Origin of the sequence: Thiocapsa imhoffii, assembly GCF_016583985.1 — a bacterium.
In the GTDB taxonomy this organism is placed as follows: domain Bacteria; phylum Pseudomonadota; class Gammaproteobacteria; order Chromatiales; family Chromatiaceae; genus Thiocapsa; species Thiocapsa imhoffii.
Genome location: NZ_NRSD01000008.1, coordinates 41,289 through 59,199 on the forward strand (window position 1 = coordinate 41,289; position 17,911 = coordinate 59,199).

General features: G+C 65.1%; 14 protein-coding genes. 6 read left to right on the forward strand and 8 right to left on the reverse strand.

The window, feature by feature from the left end; translation table 11 throughout:
* The first annotated feature begins 3 nt into the window (after window positions 1–3).
* From CKO25_RS09470 to CKO25_RS09480, 3 genes are all read left to right on the forward strand, one after another.
* Window positions 4–1,626 carry a methyltransferase regulatory domain-containing protein gene (locus CKO25_RS09470; protein WP_242467534.1) on the forward strand — a complete coding sequence of 541 codons (1,623 nt, stop codon included), beginning with the start codon at window positions 4–6 and terminating at the stop codon, window positions 1,624–1,626.
* Window positions 1,627–1,738: 112 nt separating this feature from the next.
* Complete coding sequence (gene pbpC, locus CKO25_RS09475; RefSeq protein WP_200387775.1) at window positions 1,739–3,802, forward strand: penicillin-binding protein 1C; 2,064 nt, start codon at window positions 1,739–1,741, stop codon at window positions 3,800–3,802.
* A 143-nt stretch (window positions 3,803–3,945) separates the two neighbouring features.
* Window positions 3,946–4,446 (forward strand): hypothetical protein, encoded by a 501-nt coding sequence (locus tag CKO25_RS09480; RefSeq protein WP_242467535.1) that lies wholly within the window; start codon window positions 3,946–3,948, stop codon window positions 4,444–4,446.
* A gap of 173 nt (window positions 4,447–4,619) precedes the next feature.
* Here CKO25_RS09480 and CKO25_RS09485 read toward each other — a convergent pair whose 3' ends face one another.
* Window positions 4,620–5,495 (reverse strand): carbon-nitrogen hydrolase, encoded by an 876-nt coding sequence (locus CKO25_RS09485; RefSeq protein WP_200387690.1) that lies wholly within the window; start codon window positions 5,493–5,495, stop codon window positions 4,620–4,622.
* 299 nt (window positions 5,496–5,794) lie between these two features.
* On the opposite strand from CKO25_RS09485, the gene CKO25_RS09490 reads away from it, so the two are divergent.
* Both CKO25_RS09490 and cobD read left to right on the forward strand, forming a co-directional pair.
* Entirely contained in the window at window positions 5,795–6,571 is a 777-nt protein-coding gene (locus CKO25_RS09490; RefSeq protein ID WP_200387691.1) for a metal-dependent hydrolase, read from the forward strand.
* Window positions 6,568–7,653 (forward strand): threonine-phosphate decarboxylase CobD, encoded by a 1,086-nt coding sequence (cobD, locus tag CKO25_RS09495; protein ID WP_200387692.1) that lies wholly within the window; start codon window positions 6,568–6,570, stop codon window positions 7,651–7,653. The genes CKO25_RS09490 and cobD overlap by 4 nt, the downstream gene beginning before the upstream one ends.
* Window positions 7,654–8,382: 729 nt before the next feature.
* Here the strand turns inward: cobD and CKO25_RS09500 are convergent.
* The 3 genes from CKO25_RS09500 to hrpB all read right to left on the reverse strand — a co-directional run bounded on the left by CKO25_RS09500 (window position 8,383) and on the right by hrpB (window position 14,090).
* Complete coding sequence (locus CKO25_RS09500) at window positions 8,383–9,126, reverse strand: YwaF family protein (protein ID WP_200387693.1); 744 nt, start codon at window positions 9,124–9,126, stop codon at window positions 8,383–8,385.
* 63 nt (window positions 9,127–9,189) lie between these two features.
* Window positions 9,190–11,352, reverse strand: coding sequence for a bifunctional 23S rRNA (guanine(2069)-N(7))-methyltransferase RlmK/23S rRNA (guanine(2445)-N(2))-methyltransferase RlmL (gene rlmKL, locus CKO25_RS09505; protein ID WP_200387694.1), 2,163 nt, complete (start codon window positions 11,350–11,352; stop codon window positions 9,190–9,192).
* A gap of 170 nt (window positions 11,353–11,522) precedes the next feature.
* On the reverse strand, window positions 11,523–14,090 hold the full coding sequence (gene hrpB / locus CKO25_RS09510; protein WP_200387695.1) for an ATP-dependent helicase HrpB: 2,568 nt from the start codon (window positions 14,088–14,090) through the stop codon (window positions 11,523–11,525).
* A 171-nt stretch (window positions 14,091–14,261) separates the two neighbouring features.
* Here hrpB and CKO25_RS09515 point away from each other — a divergent pair, with 171 nt between their 5' ends.
* Window positions 14,262–15,035: a hypothetical protein gene (locus CKO25_RS09515; RefSeq protein WP_200387696.1), complete on the forward strand. Its 774-nt coding sequence runs from the start codon at window positions 14,262–14,264 to the stop codon at window positions 15,033–15,035.
* Between the two features lie 146 nt (window positions 15,036–15,181).
* Here CKO25_RS09515 and CKO25_RS09520 read toward each other — a convergent pair whose 3' ends face one another.
* The 4 genes from CKO25_RS09520 to CKO25_RS09535 all read right to left on the reverse strand — a co-directional run bounded on the left by CKO25_RS09520 (window position 15,182) and on the right by CKO25_RS09535 (window position 17,855).
* Window positions 15,182–15,385 carry a hypothetical protein gene (locus tag CKO25_RS09520; RefSeq protein ID WP_200387697.1) on the reverse strand — a complete coding sequence of 68 codons (204 nt, stop codon included), beginning with the start codon at window positions 15,383–15,385 and terminating at the stop codon, window positions 15,182–15,184.
* Between the two features lie 137 nt (window positions 15,386–15,522).
* Window positions 15,523–15,876 carry a DUF4342 domain-containing protein gene (locus CKO25_RS09525; RefSeq protein WP_200387698.1) on the reverse strand — a complete coding sequence of 118 codons (354 nt, stop codon included), beginning with the start codon at window positions 15,874–15,876 and terminating at the stop codon, window positions 15,523–15,525.
* 79 nt (window positions 15,877–15,955) lie between these two features.
* On the reverse strand, window positions 15,956–16,816 hold the full coding sequence (locus tag CKO25_RS09530; RefSeq protein WP_200387699.1) for an alpha/beta hydrolase: 861 nt from the start codon (window positions 16,814–16,816) through the stop codon (window positions 15,956–15,958).
* A gap of 67 nt (window positions 16,817–16,883) precedes the next feature.
* Complete coding sequence (locus CKO25_RS09535; protein WP_200387700.1) at window positions 16,884–17,855, reverse strand: NAD-dependent epimerase/dehydratase family protein; 972 nt, start codon at window positions 17,853–17,855, stop codon at window positions 16,884–16,886.
* Between the last annotated feature and the right edge of the window lie 56 nt (window positions 17,856–17,911).

Sequence of the window (17,911 nt, forward strand, 5' to 3'; positions counted from 1 at the left end):
CGCTTGAAGACGCTCGAGAGCTACGATCAGATTCCCTATGAGAGCTTCGCGATCACCGAGACGCATCCGGATGTGCTCGCGTCGATCGGTTGGCTGTTTGGTCTCGAGACCGCCGATCCGGAGCATTGCCGGGTCCTGGAGTTGGGTGCGGCCAGCGGCGGAAATCTGATTCCGATGGCCTTTCATCTGCCCTGGAGTCAATTCGTCGGCGTCGAGTTGTCGGGCGCGCAGGCGCGCGCTGGGCAGGCGATGATCGCCGAGCTCGGGCTTGGGAATCTCCGCCTTCTGCATCAGGACATCATGGCCGTCGATGCGCATCAAGAGCCCTTCGACTTCATCCTGGTCCATGGTGTGTATTCGTGGGTTCCAGACGCGGTCAAGGAACGTATTCTGGAACTGTGTGGACGTTTACTGAGCGCGCGCGGCATCGCCTATATCAGCTACAACGTCTTACCGGGCTGGCGTCAGCGCGGGATGTTGCGCGACATGCTCTTATTCCATTGTCGCGGCATCACCGCACCGGGCGCACGGCTGCGGCGCGCGCGTGATCTGCTCGATCGGCTTGCGCTGGGTCTGCGAGAGGATCGACGACCCGAGGCGCAACCGCTGCGCAAGGAAGTGACCTATCTGCTCAGCGCCCGCCCGAGCTATCTCTACCACGAGTATCTGGAGGAGACCAACCATCCGGAGCTCTTCAGCGATGTCATCGCGCGTGCGCAACAACAGGGCCTCGCATTCCTCGCTGAGTCGAAGCTACATACCATGTTTTCGTCCACCCTCGGGGGGGCCGCGCGGCAGGTGCTCGATGGGCTTGGGGATCAGATGGCGCAGGAACAGTACATGGATTTTCTGCGCTTGCGTGCCTTTCGGCAAACCCTGTTGGTGCGCGCGGAGGCACGGCCTTGCTGGGAGATCGATCTGGAGCGTCTCGGCGGCTGTTCGCTCCACGGGGATCTACAGCCCCTGCAGGCACCACAATGGAAACGAGTCAAACCCCAAGACTATCGCGCCCAGGATGGGGCCATGCTGCAGGTCGAGCAGCCCTTGACCAAGGCAATCCTCGCCGAGTTGGCCGAGGTCTATCCCAATGCGATCCCTGTGCGCCGCTTGCTCGAGGCCGCCGAGCAGAGGGTCCGCGCTGGTGCTGGGCGGCGGGTGACACCGGATCGCGATGCCTGTCTCGGCGAACTCTTCAACCTCTATGTGTCACAAGGCATTGGGCTGACACAGCGGAGAACCTGGTGGTCGAATCGCGTGGGTGTGCGTCCCCAGGCCATCGCCGTGGCACGGGCGCAGGCGGCCTCGGGCGAAGGGCATGTCGCGACGGTGCGTCATCGCAGTCTCGGGCTCGATGCGCTCTCGGCGTGGGTGCTGCGAGAGCTCGATGGACGCCGTGATCAAGCGGCCTTGTGCGCGGATCTGATCGCACAGGCGCATCAGGATGACGCCTTGAGCGCGGCATTGGGTGGCGCGTCCCGGTTGCAGGACGAGGACCTGCGGCAGCGCGTCCGAACCAGTTTAACGCGGTTGCTCGAAGTCTTTGCCCGTGCCGGCTTGCTGGTGCCCGAGGAGGGTGACGGCGGGCTGGGCGCGGATACCGCACCAGCGAATCGAGTGCCCGGGTAATCGGCCCGCGATGCGGCTCGGTGGCCGTTGCGTGGGCGTGCCAGCGGGCTGTGAGCGAGTCGGCCAGACGCTGGCGCCCAGGCGTGGGCGCGGCAATGCTTGGGTCTGGATCATGGTGGCGCTCGGGTGCGGCCTGCTGTGCATCCTGATCCTGCGCGTCGGATTCGATCATCTCATCGAGACCTCCGAGCCGATCGACACGAGCGTGCCGACGTCGATGCTGATGCTGGACCGCGAGGGGCGGTTATTGCGCGCCTTCACGGTCGAGGATGGGCGCTGGCGGCTGCCCGTCCGTCTCGATGAGGTCGATCCCACCTATTTACGCATGTTGCTGAGCTATGAGGATCGTCGTTTTCACACGCATGCGGGCGTGGATGTCTGGGCCCTCGGGCGGGCCGGTCTGCAGCGCATCACCAGCGGACGGATTCGCTCGGGTGGTTCGACCCTGAGCATGCAGGTGGCGCGCTTGCTGACCGGTGCCTCGACCCGCGATCCGCGTGGAAAGATCGCGCAGATGCGCGCTGCGCTGTGGCTGGAGCGCCGCTTGGAGAAGCCCGCGATGCTGCAGGCGTACCTAACCCTCGCACCCTATGGTGGCAACCTCGAAGGGGTGCGGGCGGCATCGCTGGCCTGGTTCGGTAAAGAGCCGCGACGTTTGACACACGCCGAGGCGGCACTTTTGGTGGCCTTGCCGCAAGCCCCCGAGGCGCGCCGTCCCGATCGTCATCCACAGGCTGCCCGGCGGGCTCGCGACCGGGTGCTGGAGCGTGCGCGTCTCGATGGGGTCATCGATGCCGTCGAGGCCGCGGCGGCACGGGCAGAACCCGTGCCGAGCACCCGTCGACCGGCGCCCTTGTTGGCGGCGCATGTCACCGATCGACTGCGCCGTGAAGCGCCCCGCCGTGCCGTGCAACGCCTCACCCTGGACGCTGCCTTGCAGGCGCGCTTGGAGGCGCTCGCGCGGGAGCGGTCGGCGCGGATCGGCCCGCGCGTCTCCATGGCGATCTTGGTGGCCGATCATGGCCGTGGCGAGGTCTTGGCGAGTGTCGGGTCATCCGATCTGTTCGATGCATCGCGTCAGGGTCACGTGGAGATGACGCGAGCACTGCGCTCGCCGGGTTCGACCCTGAAGCCCGTCATCTATGGTTTGGCGTTCGAGGATGGGCGGGCGCATCCGGAGAGTCTGATCGAGGATCGACCGAGCGCCTTCAGCGGTTATGTGCCGGCGAATTTCGATCTCGATTTCCAAGGTACCGTGACCGTGCGACAGGCACTGCAATGGTCACTGAACATCCCCGCGGTGAAGTTGCTCGAGACCGTAGGATCCGCACGATTGGTGGCGCGTCTGCGCCGTGCGGGAGCGAACCCGGTGTTACCGGAGCTCGCGACGCCAGGTTTGGCGGTGGGGCTCGGTGGCGTGGGGATGTCGCTGCGGGATCTGGTCCTCGTCTATGGCGCCTTGGCACAAGGCGGGCGGCCCATGCCGCTGCGCGAGCGGGCGGCGGCGGTCGCGCCACGCCGCGCGCCCGAGGCTCTGCGCGGGGCCCCGGTGCTGGATGAACGGGCGGCGTGGTTCGTGGGATCGATCCTCGCCGGTGCGCCGGCTCCCAGACATTCCGCCACCGGAACGTTGGCCTTCAAGACCGGGACCTCCTACGGGTATCGGGATGCCTGGGCGCTGGGTTACGACGGCCGCCATGTCGTCGGGGTCTGGGTCGGGCGCCCCGATGGCGCGCCGGTCCCCGGGCTCATTGGGCTCGATGCGGCGGCGCCCATCCTCTTCGAGGTGTTCGCCCGACTGGGTCCGTCGACGCCGTTATCGCCCGCGCCACCCGGCCTCTTGCACGCGTCCTCCGCGGATCTGCCACCACCGCTGCGACGTGTTCAGGACGGGCGTCAGTCTCGATCCAGCCCCGTCGATCGACCCGAGATCGCCTACCCCCCGGCGGGTGCGCGGATCGATCTCGGTTTGACCACCGGCGAGGCACGCCTCAGCCTGTTGCTGCGGGTTCGTCAAGGCGTTCCGCCCTTCGTTTGGTACGCTGATGGGGCGCCGGTGGTGCGCGAACCCTTTGCGCGCACCGCCGAATGGACTCCAGCCGGGCCAGGCTATGTCCGCCTCGCGGTTGTCGATGCGCGGGGTCAAGCCGATCGGGTGACGGTCTTCATCGAGTGAGACCAACCGGCTTGGCGGGCGAGCCCAAGGCGTACCGGATTTCAGGCGTCTGTGTGCGCCTGTAGGCCGCTAGACAGGGCAAAGCATGATCAGTGGGCGACCCGAAACGTTGGACACCAGAGCGCAGACACCGAGATTCCATCATGATGCCGCAGGCTGACAGAACACCCTCGTCGAGCAGAGTCAACATCACGCTGTGGATTCTGGTGGGGATCCTCGCCGCCGCGGTGGTGGCGACGGCGCTCCAGAAGGGTCTCCCCTTGCTCTATCCCGAGTTGCTGGAGGTGGGCGCGCTGGAGCGGCCCTGCGACCTGCGCCAGTCGGACTGTGAGGTCCGCTTTCAGGCGGGTGGGCGCGTGCGCTTTGCCATCGAGCCGCGCAGCATTCCGCTGGTGACACCGCTTGCGCTAAGGGTCGAGCTGACAGGTCTCGATGCCGAGTCGGTCGAGGTGGATTTTGCCGGGGTGGACATGAATATGGGGTTCAATCGGGTGCGCCTCGAAGCCCAAGGAGGGAGCCGGTTCGCCGGACAGGGCACCTTGCCCGTCTGTGTGCGCGATCGCATGGAATGGGAGGCGAAGGTGCTGATTGCGACCCCGGACGGGATCCTTGCGGCGCCTTTTCGGTTCACGACCGACCGATGAGACCGACCGATGAGATCGGGCGTCGCTCTGGCTCTCGTCCGGGTGATCGCGCCGAGGGCACCGATGCGTCGGCACCGCGCCTGCGCAACCCGGCGCAACGGGCGCGCGGATCAGTCTCGGCGTTCGCCGAATCTGTGCTGCCTTGATGCCATGGCGGGTCGAACGGGTCAGCCTCAGGAGCGATAACGGCAGGTCAGCTCACTGTAGGCATCAATGCGCCGGTCACGCAGAAAGGGCCAGAGTCGTCGCACCTGTTCGGTGCGTCGTGGTTCGATCCGCGCATAGAGAATGTGTGGTTCCTGGTCTCCGGCCTGCGCAAGGGTCTCACCCTGAGGGCCGACGACGAAGGAATGCCCCCAAAACCGCGCCCCCGCCGTTGCACCACTTGGATCGGGCTCGAAGCCGACCCGATTGCAGGCCGCGACCGGAATGGCGTTTGCGATCGCATGGCCACGCTGGATCCCGACCCAGGCCTCGCGCTGTCGCTGTTGCTCGTCCGGTGCATCATTTGGATCCCAGCCGATGGCCGTGGGATAGAGGAGAATCTCGGCGCCGGCGAGGGCCATCAAGCGAGCGGCCTCCGGGTACCACTGATCCCAGCAGACCAAGACACCGAGCCGCCCGACCGCGGTATCGATGGGCGTGAACCCGAGATCGCCCGGCGTGAAATAGAATTTCTCGTGGTAACCGGGATCTTCGGGGATGTGCATCTTGCGATAGAGGCCGGCGAGCCGTCCGTCGTGATCGAGCACCACGGCGGTGTTGTGATAGAGGCCGGGGGCACGACGCTCGAAGAGCGAGCCGACGATCACCACGCCGAGTTCGCGGGCCAGAGCGCCGAGGCGTGCCGTGGTCGGCCCAGGGATGGATTCGGCGAGCTCGAAATGCTTGGGATCCTCGACTTGGCAGAAGTAGGCGCTGTTGTGGAGTTCCTGCAGGAGGACGAGTTGTGCATCCTGCGCCGAGGCGGTGCGAATGGCCTCCTCGCATGCCTGGAGATTCTCGTTGCGGCCACCATGGTCGGTTTCCTGAATCAGTGCGATCTTCATCGTGTCAAAACTCTCGTTGCGCGCTTGAGCGCCGTGGTCCTGTTGTAGATCTCGAACGAGCTGGGGGTTGCTCGCGTCCGATCAGATGGTGCCCGTTGGCTTATTCGGCGTGGACCACATCCGCTTGGACATCCTGTCGTTCGGCCATATCAGTCACTTGAAGCCCGCGGGCTCAGCTTTTGAGCCTCCCCTCTGTTAGGCTCCTCTTCTGGTCGAGCCAGGAGTCGGTCCCCGTCGATTCAATGTTGTGGCTCGGCGGATCTGTTCAGTAGCGGGTGTGCGCATCTCAAGGAACCGGCATGGCCAATTTCCAGACCCACCTCAATGGGGGCATCTTTGTCAGTGGTGCCGCGGTGTTGGCATTGCATGGCGCGGGCTTGGTCGAACCTGGCGCGACCCTGGGCTATTTCGTGTTTGGGGTTGCCGGGAGTCTTCTGCCCGATCTCGACGCGGATGCCTCGAAGCCGGTCCGAGCCTTTTTCAACGTGCTCGGTGTCACGACGGCCTTTATCATAACCCTCCCGTTGGTCGGACGGCTCCTAGCGCTTGAGTTGGCCTTGCTATGGGGTGGGGTCTACCTCTTGGTCCGCTATCTCGTCTTCGAGGTCTTTACGCGGTTGACCACCCATCGCGGCATCTGGCATTCATGGCTGGGTCTGGCGGCCACCGCACTCATGGCGGTCAACCTGGCCCATTGGGGTTTGGGGCAGGACGCGACCTCAGCCTGGTTGTCGGGACTCATGGTGGCGATCGGTTATCTGACACATCTTTGTCTGGACGAGTTGTTCAGTGTCGATCTACTCAATAGTCGCGTGAAACGATCCTTCGGTACCGCTCTGAAACCCTTTAGTTGGTCTGATCCACGCAGCAGCGTTGGGATGGGGGTGCTGGTGCTGGTCTTGATCTGGTTCGCGCCGAACCTGGATAGTGGACGACTGCCAAGTCTGCTGCCGGTTCAATCCCTCGCCACCCTGCTCGAGATGATGCAGACGGCGATCGACGCCGTGACGAGTTGGACGGCGCAATCTTTCCGGACGATGGAAGACTTTCTGAACCAGGGGTTGACACGGCTATGAGTGCTCTGGTGCATGGCGGCAACCTCCGCGAGGCGGCGGAGATCGTTGCGATTCCGCTCGCGGACTGGTTGGATCTCTCCACCGGAATCAACCCAGACGGCTGGCCAGTGCCGGCACTGCCCGCGGCGGTCTGGAATCGGTTACCGCAGGAGGATGACGGCTTGAACGAGGCGGCCGCATCCTACTATGGAACCGATGAGCTGTTGCCGGTGGCCGGTTCTCAGGCGGCCATCCAGATGTTGCCGAGGTTGCGGCAGCGCGCGCGTGTCGGAGTTCCCGAGGTGGGTTATCAGGAGCATGCCCAGGCATGGCAAGCGGCCGGGCATGAACTCGTTCGTTTGCGCGATGGCGATCCGCACCAGCCCCTCGACGGTTCATGCGAGCACCTTGGCGTGGCGGGGCTGGATGTGCTGGTCGTGATCAATCCAACCAATCCAACCGGTCGCCGCTGGCCTGTGACGCAGTTGCTGGAATGGCACGCGCAACTTGCCGCACGGGGTGGTTGGCTGCTGGTCGACGAGGCCTTTATCGATCCGCGCCCGGGCGACAGCCTGGCGCCTTATACGGGTCGTCCTGGGCTGATCCTGTTGCGTTCCCTAGGAAAATTTTTTGGTCTCGCCGGGGCCCGCGTCGGTTTCGTGCTGGCGACGGGCGACGTGCGCCGAGCGCTGCGGGGCAGCCTCGGTCCCTGGGCGCTCGCCGGACCATCGCGGCAGATTGCGCAAGGTGCCCTGCGGGATCGAGACTGGCAGGAGGCGGCGCGCGGTCGTCTTGTCTCCCAGAGCGTGCGTCTTGCCGCGCTGCTGCGGCGCCGCGGTCTCGACCCGCAAGGGGGGACCGAACTCTTCCAATGGGTGTGCACGGATGAGGCGGTCAGACTGCAAATGGGGTTGGCTGAACAAGGGATCTGGGTTCGTCGCTTCACGCATCCTGTCAGCCTGCGTTTCGGTTTACCCGGCGCGCAGGCGGATTGGGACCGACTCGCCGCTGCCCTCGAGCGACTCACGGGGCATGGATCCGAAGGACGCAGCGCGACCGACTCGTTGCACCTCCAGCGTGGCGGGCCGGGTCCCCATCGATGAGACCCGATTGGCTCAATGTTCCCGTGGCACCGAACCTGTGTGTTGAAGCTGGCGCGCCGCGTCGCGCTCAGACCTCGGGTCCGCCAACCGGGTCGGGAGCGCCGACGAGATCCGCGGCGCTTGACCTGGAGGCGGCGCTTGCGTGTGATCCAGACCGCGGGCGGAGCCGAGTGATTCTGATCGCGCGTCCCACATCCGCCCGGAACCAATGGCCGAGATGGGGCAGGGACTCGCATGCGCTGCCACGCTGGGCGACGGAGACAGAACACCACGGACAGGTCCAGCGCAAGCCACGCCAGGGTTCAGTGCGACCGGTGAGCGCCGGCCCTCCGCAACCGTCAGGCGATGCGCTGTTGGGCCATCCGTTCTGCCTGGCGTGCCACAACCTGGATCAACATCGGCTCGATGTCGCACTGAGCCGGGGCCGGCATGCCGCTGAGCGGGCCAAACTGCTCGGGGTCGAGTCTCTGATCGCGGTGGCCCCTTGGGTCGATCGGGTATGGTCCGGATGGCGTTCGCCCGTGGGAGGCCTGCCCTCCTGTCACGATTGGGTGAACAGCCATCAGTTGGCCACATCCGAGGCCGATGCCGAAGGCATCGCGCTGCTCATCTTGGTTGGTGTTGCCATCGCCGCCGCACAGATGGGCTTGTGGGTTTGGCTGCCAGGCGGTCTTGGTCTGCGCTCGATGGGGATTGCAACCGACCTGAACCCGGGCGTCGCGGATTGGCTCAGGCCCGGCGCCGTGGCCGTGCCATCGCGGACTCTGCCGCGTGCGCCATGGCACGTCGGTCCTTGATGTAGAAGGGGAGATACCAGAGGACACTGGAGACGAAAGCCAGTGCAGTGAGACTGACGAGATACCAGGGCCAGGGACCGAGCACATCCATCAGTGAGGTCTGCTCGGGTTTCTGGGAGAGAAAGAGATAGTTGCTCCCCAACCACAGATTGATCGGTGCGATCAGGGCGGCAGTGATCGCCAGCGCCCCCAGTGATTTGAAGATCGAGATCACATGGGGACGAAAGCGATACACGAGCGTGGCGTAGAGAACCCCGACGATCACCAGCCCATGACCGAGGAAGAATGTGAGAAACGCCGGGTCGGGAAACCCCTGCTCCAGATCCGGCGTGAGCAAGGCTTGTAGGGTTCCCCCCCAAGCCCAGAAATACAGGATTTCATAGGTGAGATAGGTGCGTGCGATCAGGGTCCAGACCGTCAGCAGGACCGACAAGCCGCATAAATGCAGCGGGAGGACGCTGGTGAGGAGACGGTCCTGATAGTTGGTTTGATACCAAAGGTGAAGGATCTCCTGGGCGATCAGGAGTACCGCGAGCGCCACCCCAAACCGATACTGGGATGCCGCGCTCAGCCCATCGCGACTGAAGCGAGCGATCAGAATGCTGAGCGTGCCAATCACGAACAGTGCGCTCAGGTGGGCGAGGCCGAACAGGATGAAAGGGGGGGTGTCGCTCATCTGGTCTTCAGCACCTGCTTGGATGTTCGGTCGTCGCTTCACCTTATGATGCGACATGGCCACTCAGCCATGGCGAATCAACCAGCATTGATGAATCCGCGGATTGCGGGCGAAGTCGCGTGGCCGGGTCGCGTGGCTGATGTCCTCGATCTCAAGATCCGCAAGGGCATCGACGTTGAGGCGAAAGCGGCGGAGGTTGTTCGAGAAGATCAGCAGTCCATCGGGTGCCAAGAGTCGCATGGTGGCCCGGATCAGCGCGACATGGTCGCGCTGGATGTCGAGCGTCTCCCGCATGCGCTTGGAGGCCGAGAAACTCGGCGGATCGAGCAGGATGAGATCGTATCGGTGAGCGTCGGTGGTGGTCTGTAACCACTTAAGACAGTCGGCTTGAATCAATCGGTGTCCCGCTGTGGGGATGTCGTTGAGCGCGAGGTTCCGACGTGCCCACTCCAGATAGGTTCGCGAGAGGTCCACGCTCGTCGTTGTGACCGCTCCGCCACGCGCGGCGTAGACGGTCGCCGATCCGGTGTAGGCGAATAGATTCAGGACGTGTTTTCCTGGCGCGGCGGCGCCGATGCGGTGGCGGATGTTGCGGTGATCGAGGAACAGACCGGTGTCGAGATAGTCCTCGAAATTGACGAGAAAGCGCAGTCCGCCTTCCTTGACCGCATGGAATCGACGTGTTTCGGCGAGTCGCTCATATTGTGACAGCCCCTTCTGTTGACGCCGAATCTTGAAGAAGAGATGAGGCTCAGGCAGGTCGCAGACGTCGGGAATCACGCTCAAGGCCTCGCGACGGCGGAAGTGGGCGCGGGCGGGATCGATGCTGGTCGGGGCCGCGTACTCCTGCACGTGGCCCCAACGTTGACCATCCTCGCCGCTGTACAGATCGAGTGCGAAGGCGTATTCGGGGAGATCCGAGTCGTAGACGCGGAAACAGTCGATGCCTTCATCACGGCACCATCGCTTGAGTGCTTTGAGATTCTTCTTGAGGCGATTGGCGAGCATGATGGCGCCCTCGCCACGCTGGGCGGGGGCGAGCGGTCGCGGTTTGTCGGAGTCGATGCGCTCGGGCTCGATGCGAAAATGCAGCAGACGGCATTCGATCGGCCCATTGTAGAGCTGGTGTATGCGGTGGGCGCGCAGGTGCGTGTGTCGTGCGAGTTCGGGGCTGGCCGTGAAGAGGGCAGCCTGCCAACCCGTGAAACGTTCTTGCAGGACGGAACCTAAGCGGGCGTAGAGCCTCGGCAGATCGCTGTCACGACCAAGTCGTTCCCCATAGGGCGGATTGGTGACCACCAGGCCGCGATCCTCCGCGCGTCCTGGATCACAATCCGTCAGTTCACGGCGTTCGAAGTGGGCACGGCCCGCGAGCCCCGCGCGCGCGAGGTCGTCCAATGCGATGCGAATCGCCCGGGGATCTTGATCGTACCCACGGAGTGAACCGAGCCGAGCCAAGCCAGCCGTCCGGCGAATCTGTGCCTCCTCACGCAGCCGGGTCCAGGCCCGCGCGTCATGTTGTGCCCAGCCGAGGAATCCAAAGCGGTCCCGCTGGAGCCCCGGGGCGATGTCAGCAGCGATCAAGGCGCCCTCAATGACGAGGGTCCCAGAGCCGCACATGGGATCGAGCAGGGCGGCACCCGCGGCGGCCAGACGGGGCCAGTCGGCCCGGAGCAGAATCGCGGCCGCGAGGTTTTCCTTCAGCGGTGCGGCGGTGCCCTCGCCACGATAACCGCGCCGGTGCAGTGAGGTTCCCGATAAATCAATGCTAACCGTGGCCAGTCCTTGATGGGCGTAGACATGAATCTGCAGATCCGGGTCATGCGGATCGACGCTCGGGCGCTGTCCATGCCGCGCGCTGAAGCGATCGGCGATCGCATCCTTGACCCGCAAGGCTCCGAAGGGGTTGTGTGAGACCCCCTCGAGCTGGCCATCGAGTTGGACGGCGAACGTCCGGTCCGGGGCGAGGTGGTCCTCCCATGGGATCTCGCGCGCACCACTGTAGAGTTCATCGGGTCCCGTCACCGGAAATTCGGCAATCGGCAAGAGGACACGGTTGGCGACCCGCGACCAGAGACAGGCGCGATAGGCGTCCTCGATGTCCCCCACGAAGCGGGCGCCGCCGCGGGTCTCGGCGCTGTCCGCGAGACCGAGTCGGCTCAATTCATCGGCCAGCAGGCTGCCGAGATGGCGCGGTGCGGAAGCGAAGAAACGGTATCGAGACATGCGAACTCCAATCGATGTGCGGGCCGGCCATGCGCGCGGTCCAAGGGTGCTGGCCCAGTGTCACGGGCCAGTGTCACGGGCTAGTGTCATGGGCCAGTGTAACGGGTTGGTCCCGCGCAGGACGGAGCAGCCTCAAGTTCCGCCTCGTCATGCCTGCCCGGCATTACGACTCATCGGGTGGCGCCAGTGGGAGGTTTGCGCTGGACGCCCGCCACCGGTTGTGCCCCGCTGGGGTCCTCCGGCCAGGCATGTTTGGGATAGCGCCCGCGCAGTTCCTTGCGAACCTCGGCGTAATGGCGTTCCCAGAATCCCGCGAGGTCTCGGGTCACCTGGATCGGTCGGCGCGCGGGTGAGAGCAGATGCAGGACGAGTGGGACGCGGCCGCGACAGACCCGCGGCGTTGTCACGAGCCCGAACAGTTCCTGGAGGGGGACCGCGAGGATCGGATCATCGTTCGTCTGGTAGTCGATGCGACGCCAGGTCCCGGCCGGAGTCTTGATCTGGGTCGGCGCCTCTTGCTCCAGTCGTTCGCGTGCGCGCCAGTCGAGTCGTGCAGCGAGGATGCGGGTCAGATCGAGTCGCTGGAGCGCTGCGACGCTGGCACAGCCGGTCAGATCAGCCGCTAGCCACTCGGTGGCCTGAGCCTGCAAGGCCGCGGGTGAGAGATCCGGCCACCCGGCTTGCGGTTCCACGCGACGCAGCAAGGCGATGCGCGCACGCAATTGTCGTGCGGCCTGGGTCCAGGGGAGGACCTGCTCGAGCCGCATGCGGATGGCATTCAAGAGCACGTCCGTGACGGCGTCGGTGTCCTCCAGTGGAACTGGTTGCGCGCTCAGCTCAATGGCGTCGAGCTCCCTGACGAGTCGTGCCGCGACCGCCTCGCGCCGCGGGTCCCAGGCCAGCACCCGGCGCACCCGGATGCGCGCGTCCATGACCGTATGGATGTCAGACTCGGACATAGGCAAGGCCAGGCGGATCTGATGATCGGCTCCCGCGGCCTCGAGGTTCGCGATCGCCAGATAGGGGGCGACGCCGAGTGGATCGTCCCGATACAGGCGTGCCCCGGAGCCATTGGCAAGGCGATAGCGACCATCGGCCTGGTCACGCCGCTGCGCGATGCGTTCGGGATAGGTGAGGGCGATCAGCTCACCCGCGGTGCTCGCTGGCCCCGCGGGGGCGGATACCGTCAGGCGGTGCAGTTGCCGGGCACTGCGATCGACCGTTGCGAGGCGGCGCGGGTCCAGACCCCAGCCGTCGTGTGCCCGCGCGGAGGCGGAGCGATCGCCGGCATCGCGGGCACCCTCTCGGGCCCGCCAGGTCTGCAGCGCATCCAAGCGGAGACCGAGATCGGCCGAGCGAGGCACGCCCGGACGATCGAGCAGGGGGTCGCGCTCGCTGAGCAGGGCGGCGAGATCCGCTGCCAGCCCGCGGGCCGCGGGTTGGGCGCTGAGCAGCAGGACGGCGAGGCGCGGATGCAGCGGCAATCGCGCCATCTGCCGACCCAGTGGGGTGATGGCGCCACGGGAGTCGAGCGCCCCGAGGCGGCGCAGCAGATCGACGGCCTGTTGCCAGGCCGCTGGTGGTGGAGGATCGATCCATTGCAACGCATCCGGGGTGGTGACACCCCAGAGATGAAGTTCGAGGGCGAGTGCGGCCAGATCGGCGATCAGGATCTCCGGGGTGTGGCGTTGCGGCCGACCTTGGTCCTCGATCGCCGTCCACAGCCGGTAACAGACCCCCGGCCCCAGGCGTCCAGCACGACCCGCGCGCTGCTCGGCGGAACTCCGTGCGATGGGTTGCGTCACCAGGCGTGTCAGGCCCGCGGCTGGATCAAAGCGTGGTTTCCGTGCGAGACCACTGTCGATGACCACCTGGATGCCGGGGATCGTCAGACTGGTTTCGGCCAGATCAGTCGCCAACAGCACCCGTCGTCCACCCTGATCGTTCGGGGCGAGCACCCGCTGCTGTTGTTCGCTCGATAGGCGACCATGAAGGGGCAGGATCTGGATCTGTGATGCCACCTGCCCCAGAAGCGCCTCGCGACAGCGTTCGATCTCGCCAGTGCCGGGCAAAAAGGCCAGCAGATCGCCTGGATGGCGGGCGAGCGCGGTCTGGATCGCCGTGACCATCGGGCGCACCAGATCGCCGCCGAGACTCCGTTCGGCATGGTGGATCGCCACGGGGAATGGGCGTCCCGTGGCGCGGATCAGGCGCGCTGAGGGGAGTCGTGCGATCAGCAGGTCAGCATCGAGCGTCGCGGACATCAGCAGGAGTCGCAGGTCGGGACGCAACCCGGCGATAACGTCCAGCGCCAGGGCGAGACCCAAGTCGACCTGAAGACTGCGTTCGTGGAACTCATCGAACACCAGGAGTCCGACGCCCGCGAGCGTCGGATCCGTTTGCAGGCGTCGCGTCAGGATTCCCTCGGTGAGCACCTCGATCCGCGTATCCGGACCGATCCGCCGTTCGAACCGAATCTGGTAGCCGACGCGTTGTCCAACAGGCTCACCCAGGAGCGAGGCCATCCGGGCCGCGATCATCCGCGCCGCGGGCCGGCGTGGTTGGAGCATCAGCATCCGCGCCTGGGCGAGCCAGGGCTCGTCCAGGAGGGCAAGGGGAATACGCGTCGATTTACCGGACCCGGTCGGCGCGGCGAGGACCACATGTCCCTGGCGCAGCGCGGCGCGCAGGTCCGCGATGAGGGTCTCGATGGGGAGGGTCGCTGGGGCGTCGTTCATCCGGGCCGCGCGATGCAGGCGAAAGCAGGATGCTGGATCGGCGGAGGGTCGCTCGGATTAGGCCTCTGGCGGCGGTCACGCGAGAAAACAGCCTGGGCACCGGATTGGGGATGCCGTTCGCGCCGGGATGAGGATAATCTGGCTACGGTCAACCCAGCGGAGCTTGCCGGCGTGCCGATCACCCTGTTTCTCGAAGCACTCTTCAAGTGGATCTTCCTCGGGAGTCTGGCGCTCATGGCGCTGACCTATTGGCCGCGGGAGCGGTTGCCTGACCCGGAGGCCTTCGATCGTCTCCTGTTGGAGCCTCCACTGCAGACCGCGACCGACCGGCGACCTTTCACGGTTGCCGTCCGTGATCAAGCTTATCTCATTACGCCGCGCAAGGACTATGTCCTGACTGGGGTGGTGGTGAGCTCGAGTAATGCCGACGCACTGCAAAACATCTGGCACCACAAGAGCTGGAAGGATTTCTTGAACCTGCGTGATCTGTGCGTGATCTGGGGCGAGAACGTCACCTCGGGCGTTTACCGCGAGATGCGCTTTCGCAATGACAGTTGGACCTGTTGGGCTTACTGGCCAAGCGCGGAGGTGCGCTCACGATTTCAGATGGATGCCTTGTCCAATAATCATCTCTTGACCGACGATCCAACCCTGAAATCCGCGCTCATGGCGGCTCGTCGAGGGGATCAGATTCGTCTGAGCGGGGTCCTGGCGGAGTACACCAATCTCGGCAATGGATCTTTTCGGGGAACCAGTTTGACGCGCGATGACACCGGTGACGGGGCTTGCGAGACCATCTATCTGGATGCCTTCGAGATCGTGCGCGTGGCCAACGTGCGCGAACGTCGACTCTTTGACGTCGCGGTGTGGGGCGCGGCGCTTGGCGGCCTCGGATTCCTGATCATGCTGCCGATTGCACCCTACAGACCGCGAAAACGCGCCTGAACAGCCGCTCGGTGAGGTCACGTCCGCCCCTGTCGACACGAACCGCGTGCGGGAGACATCCCGTGACGGTTCCCCGCGCCAGGTTGGGCGAGCTGGCAGCCAGGTGACCGCACATGGCCCGTGGCTGCCTTCGGAGGCGACGGGGGCTAGCCCGCGGCGACTTCCTCCGTCTCCGTGGCGGGGGTGGGCTCGGATGCCTTAGGCCGAGGACGCGTGATCAATTGCTCATTCAGCAAGACCTGTTCCTTTTCCTCGCCATGCAGCCACGCTTTCTTTTTGGTGCGGACGGCATAACGCCCGGATTTTTTCTGGAAGATTCGGTATTCAGCGGTTTTCTTGATTTGTTCCATCGTGTGTCGATCTCGGTTATTAGGAGAGTTTGTCAAACAGAAAGTCGATCGCAAGCCCGATCTGTGCCGCCGGGGCGCCCAGTCGAGCGATCGCAACCCCATCAGGGGCGCCGTTTCGGTGTCTCGGTGTCCGGACGTCAGCGCAGCCAATCGTCGCGATCGTGCTGAGGATCCGCCGGGCCCGATCTCGGCGGATCCTCGCTCGCTGGAGGCGCGCGCTGAATCTCGACACGGAACTGTGCGATCAGGGCACCCATGGCCGCGAGTGCGGCCAGCACCGGTGCGAACAGCGTGAGGAGCGTGGCCACGCCCAAGCCCGCCGTTAAGGGAATCTCCACCAAGGCCTCGCCACTCGGGCGCCGCACGATGAGGCGGCGGATATTGCCCTGGCGAATCAGCTCTTTGATCTGATCGACCAAGGCGTTTCCGGGCACCTCGATCTGTTCGTGCTGAGTGGGCGTCTCCGCGTCACTCCCAGGACGTTTCGGCATGATCTTCATCTCGGCGTTCGAGCGAAGGCGCATCCTAACGGGTTCGGGATCAGGCGTCATCCGGAAAACGACATCCGCTTCACCCCTCGGGCCCGAGGGCGGGCGGCTGGCGTGCGCCGAATGGACCCTGGAGCGTGGCAATGAAATCGGCCAGTTGGCGTTCGTAGTCGGGTTGGCTGGCCAGGAAGCCGCCGTTGTGACTGCCAACAAGTTCGACGAAGCGCTTTGGTTCGGGGGCGAGCTCGTAGAGTCGTCGACCGAGCGCATAGGGCACGATCTCGTCATCCGGGCTGTGCAGGATCAGGACTGGGGCGCTGACCCGTGGCAGGCGTTCGGTCACATCCAAGGCGAACCGCCGGTAGAGGACATGATGCAGGCCTGGGTAGAGATGACGTGCCATATCCCGAGCCGAGGTGAAGCCAGATTCCAGGACGAGTGCAGCGGGCGTGACCTGCTCGGCGAGATTCGTGGCCACCGTGGCGCCGAGGGAACGCCCGAAGAGAATGATCTCGTGGGGCGGCTGCCCGCGTTCCTCGATGAGATGACGCCAGGCCGCGTCCGCGTCCAGGTCCAGTCCCGCTTCGCTCGGCGCCCCCGAACTCTGTCCGTAGCCACGATAGTCGATGATGAAGACATTCAGGCCCAGCCGGTTGAAAATGGCCACCGACTGCTGGCGATGGCTGATGTTCCCGGCATTGCCATGGAAAAAGAGCAGGGTGTGGGAGGCCTGGGGATGCGGGATGAACCAGCCGTGGAGCGAAACCCCATCGGCGGTCCGCAGCGTGACGTCCTCGTAGTCGAGCCCCCAGTCCTGGGGCGTCGTTTGCAAGATGCGGGTCGGGAAGAACACCATGCTGGGCTGCAGCACCCAAAGCAGGCCATTCAAGGTCAAGAGGCCGAGCCCGATGACGCCCAACAGAGCAAGACCTTTTTCAAACATGCTGCAACTCCTCAAGGCCGGGGCCAGGCATGGTGCCGCACGCGCGAGTCCCGGGGAGCGATCCGCGTCACGGCGTCGTCGCCACCATCTCGGCGATGCTGTCTTGAAGCGTGCGCTGACTGCGAAAGCCGAGTTCCCGCCGCAGTGGCGTGCCGTCATAGAGCGCGGAGCCGATCAGTTTCTCGAGGATCTCGCTGTCGAAGGGAAGACGTCGCCCGAGCAGACGAGTCCCTCGATCACCGCCGCGCGCGGCGAGCGTGAGCAGGCCGATCGGTAGGCTCCAGCCTGGCTCGGGGCGGCCGAGCGCCTGGCGAATGAGCATCTGGATGTGATGCGTCGAGTAGGGGATGTCATCAGTGACGGTGAAGATGCGTCCCGCTGCGCGGGGATCACTCGCACACTGGATCGCGGCGTCGGCGAGATCGTCGCGATGGATCATCGAGCGGCCGTTGCCGGTGTCCGGCAGGGGCGGGAACCAGCCTGAGCGCATCGCGCGAATCAGTTGTGCGAGGTATCCCTTCGGATGAGGGCCGTAGACCAGCGCGGGCCGCAGCACCACGGTCTGCTCGACCCCATCGCCGCTGAGCAGGAGACGCTCGGCGTCCTGTTTCGAGCGTCCATAGGGTGTGAGCGGTGCCGCTGATGGGGCGCACTCCCCTTCGCTTGCGCTGGCTTCGGCCTTAACACTGCTGAAATAGACGAATCCCCGAACCGCGTGCCGGCGCGCCGCGGCGAGGAGATCGCGCGTGCTCAGGACATTTGCGATCTGATACTCCTCGTCCGCTCCGTCGCGTTCGGCCACCGCATGGGCCTTACCGGCAAGATGAAACACGACCTCGACCCCGGCGAGGAGATCATCGGGGATAGCCTGACGACCCAGATCGAGGGAGACGGCGGTGTCCCAGGGCCCGGGGACAGGGCGTCGCATTAGGGCGCGGACCTGCCAGCCGCGGGTGCGCAAGCGCTCGCATAACGCCGGGCCGATGAAGCCCGACGCACCCGTGACCAGAGCGATGGGTTGGTGGCGGGCTTGCGTCATCGCATCGGACACCAGTCAGCGGCGGGTGCCGTCGTATTCCACCTGGCCGCGCGTGT

Bases quoted from the DNA above. Each gene is read 5' to 3' on its own strand.
- CKO25_RS09525 (WP_200387698.1), bottom strand. From the start codon at position 15,876: ATGCCGAAACGTCCTGGGAGTGACGCGGAGACGCCCACTCAGCACGAA.
- CKO25_RS09480 (WP_242467535.1), top strand. From the start codon at position 3,946: ATGATGCCGCAGGCTGACAGAACACCCTCGTCGAGCAGAGTCAACATC.
- pbpC (WP_200387775.1), top strand. From the start codon at position 1,739: ATGGTGGCGCTCGGGTGCGGCCTGCTGTGCATCCTGATCCTGCGCGTC.
- rlmKL (WP_200387694.1), bottom strand. From the start codon at position 11,352: ATGTCTCGATACCGTTTCTTCGCTTCCGCACCGCGCCATCTCGGCAGC.
- CKO25_RS09490 (WP_200387691.1), top strand. From the start codon at position 5,795: ATGGCCAATTTCCAGACCCACCTCAATGGGGGCATCTTTGTCAGTGGT.
- cobD (WP_200387692.1), top strand. From the start codon at position 6,568: ATGAGTGCTCTGGTGCATGGCGGCAACCTCCGCGAGGCGGCGGAGATC.
- CKO25_RS09535 (WP_200387700.1), bottom strand. From the start codon at position 17,855: ATGACGCAAGCCCGCCACCAACCCATCGCTCTGGTCACGGGTGCGTCG.
- CKO25_RS09530 (WP_200387699.1), bottom strand. From the start codon at position 16,816: ATGTTTGAAAAAGGTCTTGCTCTGTTGGGCGTCATCGGGCTCGGCCTC.
- CKO25_RS09485 (WP_200387690.1), bottom strand. From the start codon at position 5,495: ATGAAGATCGCACTGATTCAGGAAACCGACCATGGTGGCCGCAACGAG.
- hrpB (WP_200387695.1), bottom strand. From the start codon at position 14,090: ATGAACGACGCCCCAGCGACCCTCCCCATCGAGACCCTCATCGCGGAC.
- CKO25_RS09500 (WP_200387693.1), bottom strand. From the start codon at position 9,126: ATGAGCGACACCCCCCCTTTCATCCTGTTCGGCCTCGCCCACCTGAGC.
- CKO25_RS09520 (WP_200387697.1), bottom strand. From the start codon at position 15,385: ATGGAACAAATCAAGAAAACCGCTGAATACCGAATCTTCCAGAAAAAA.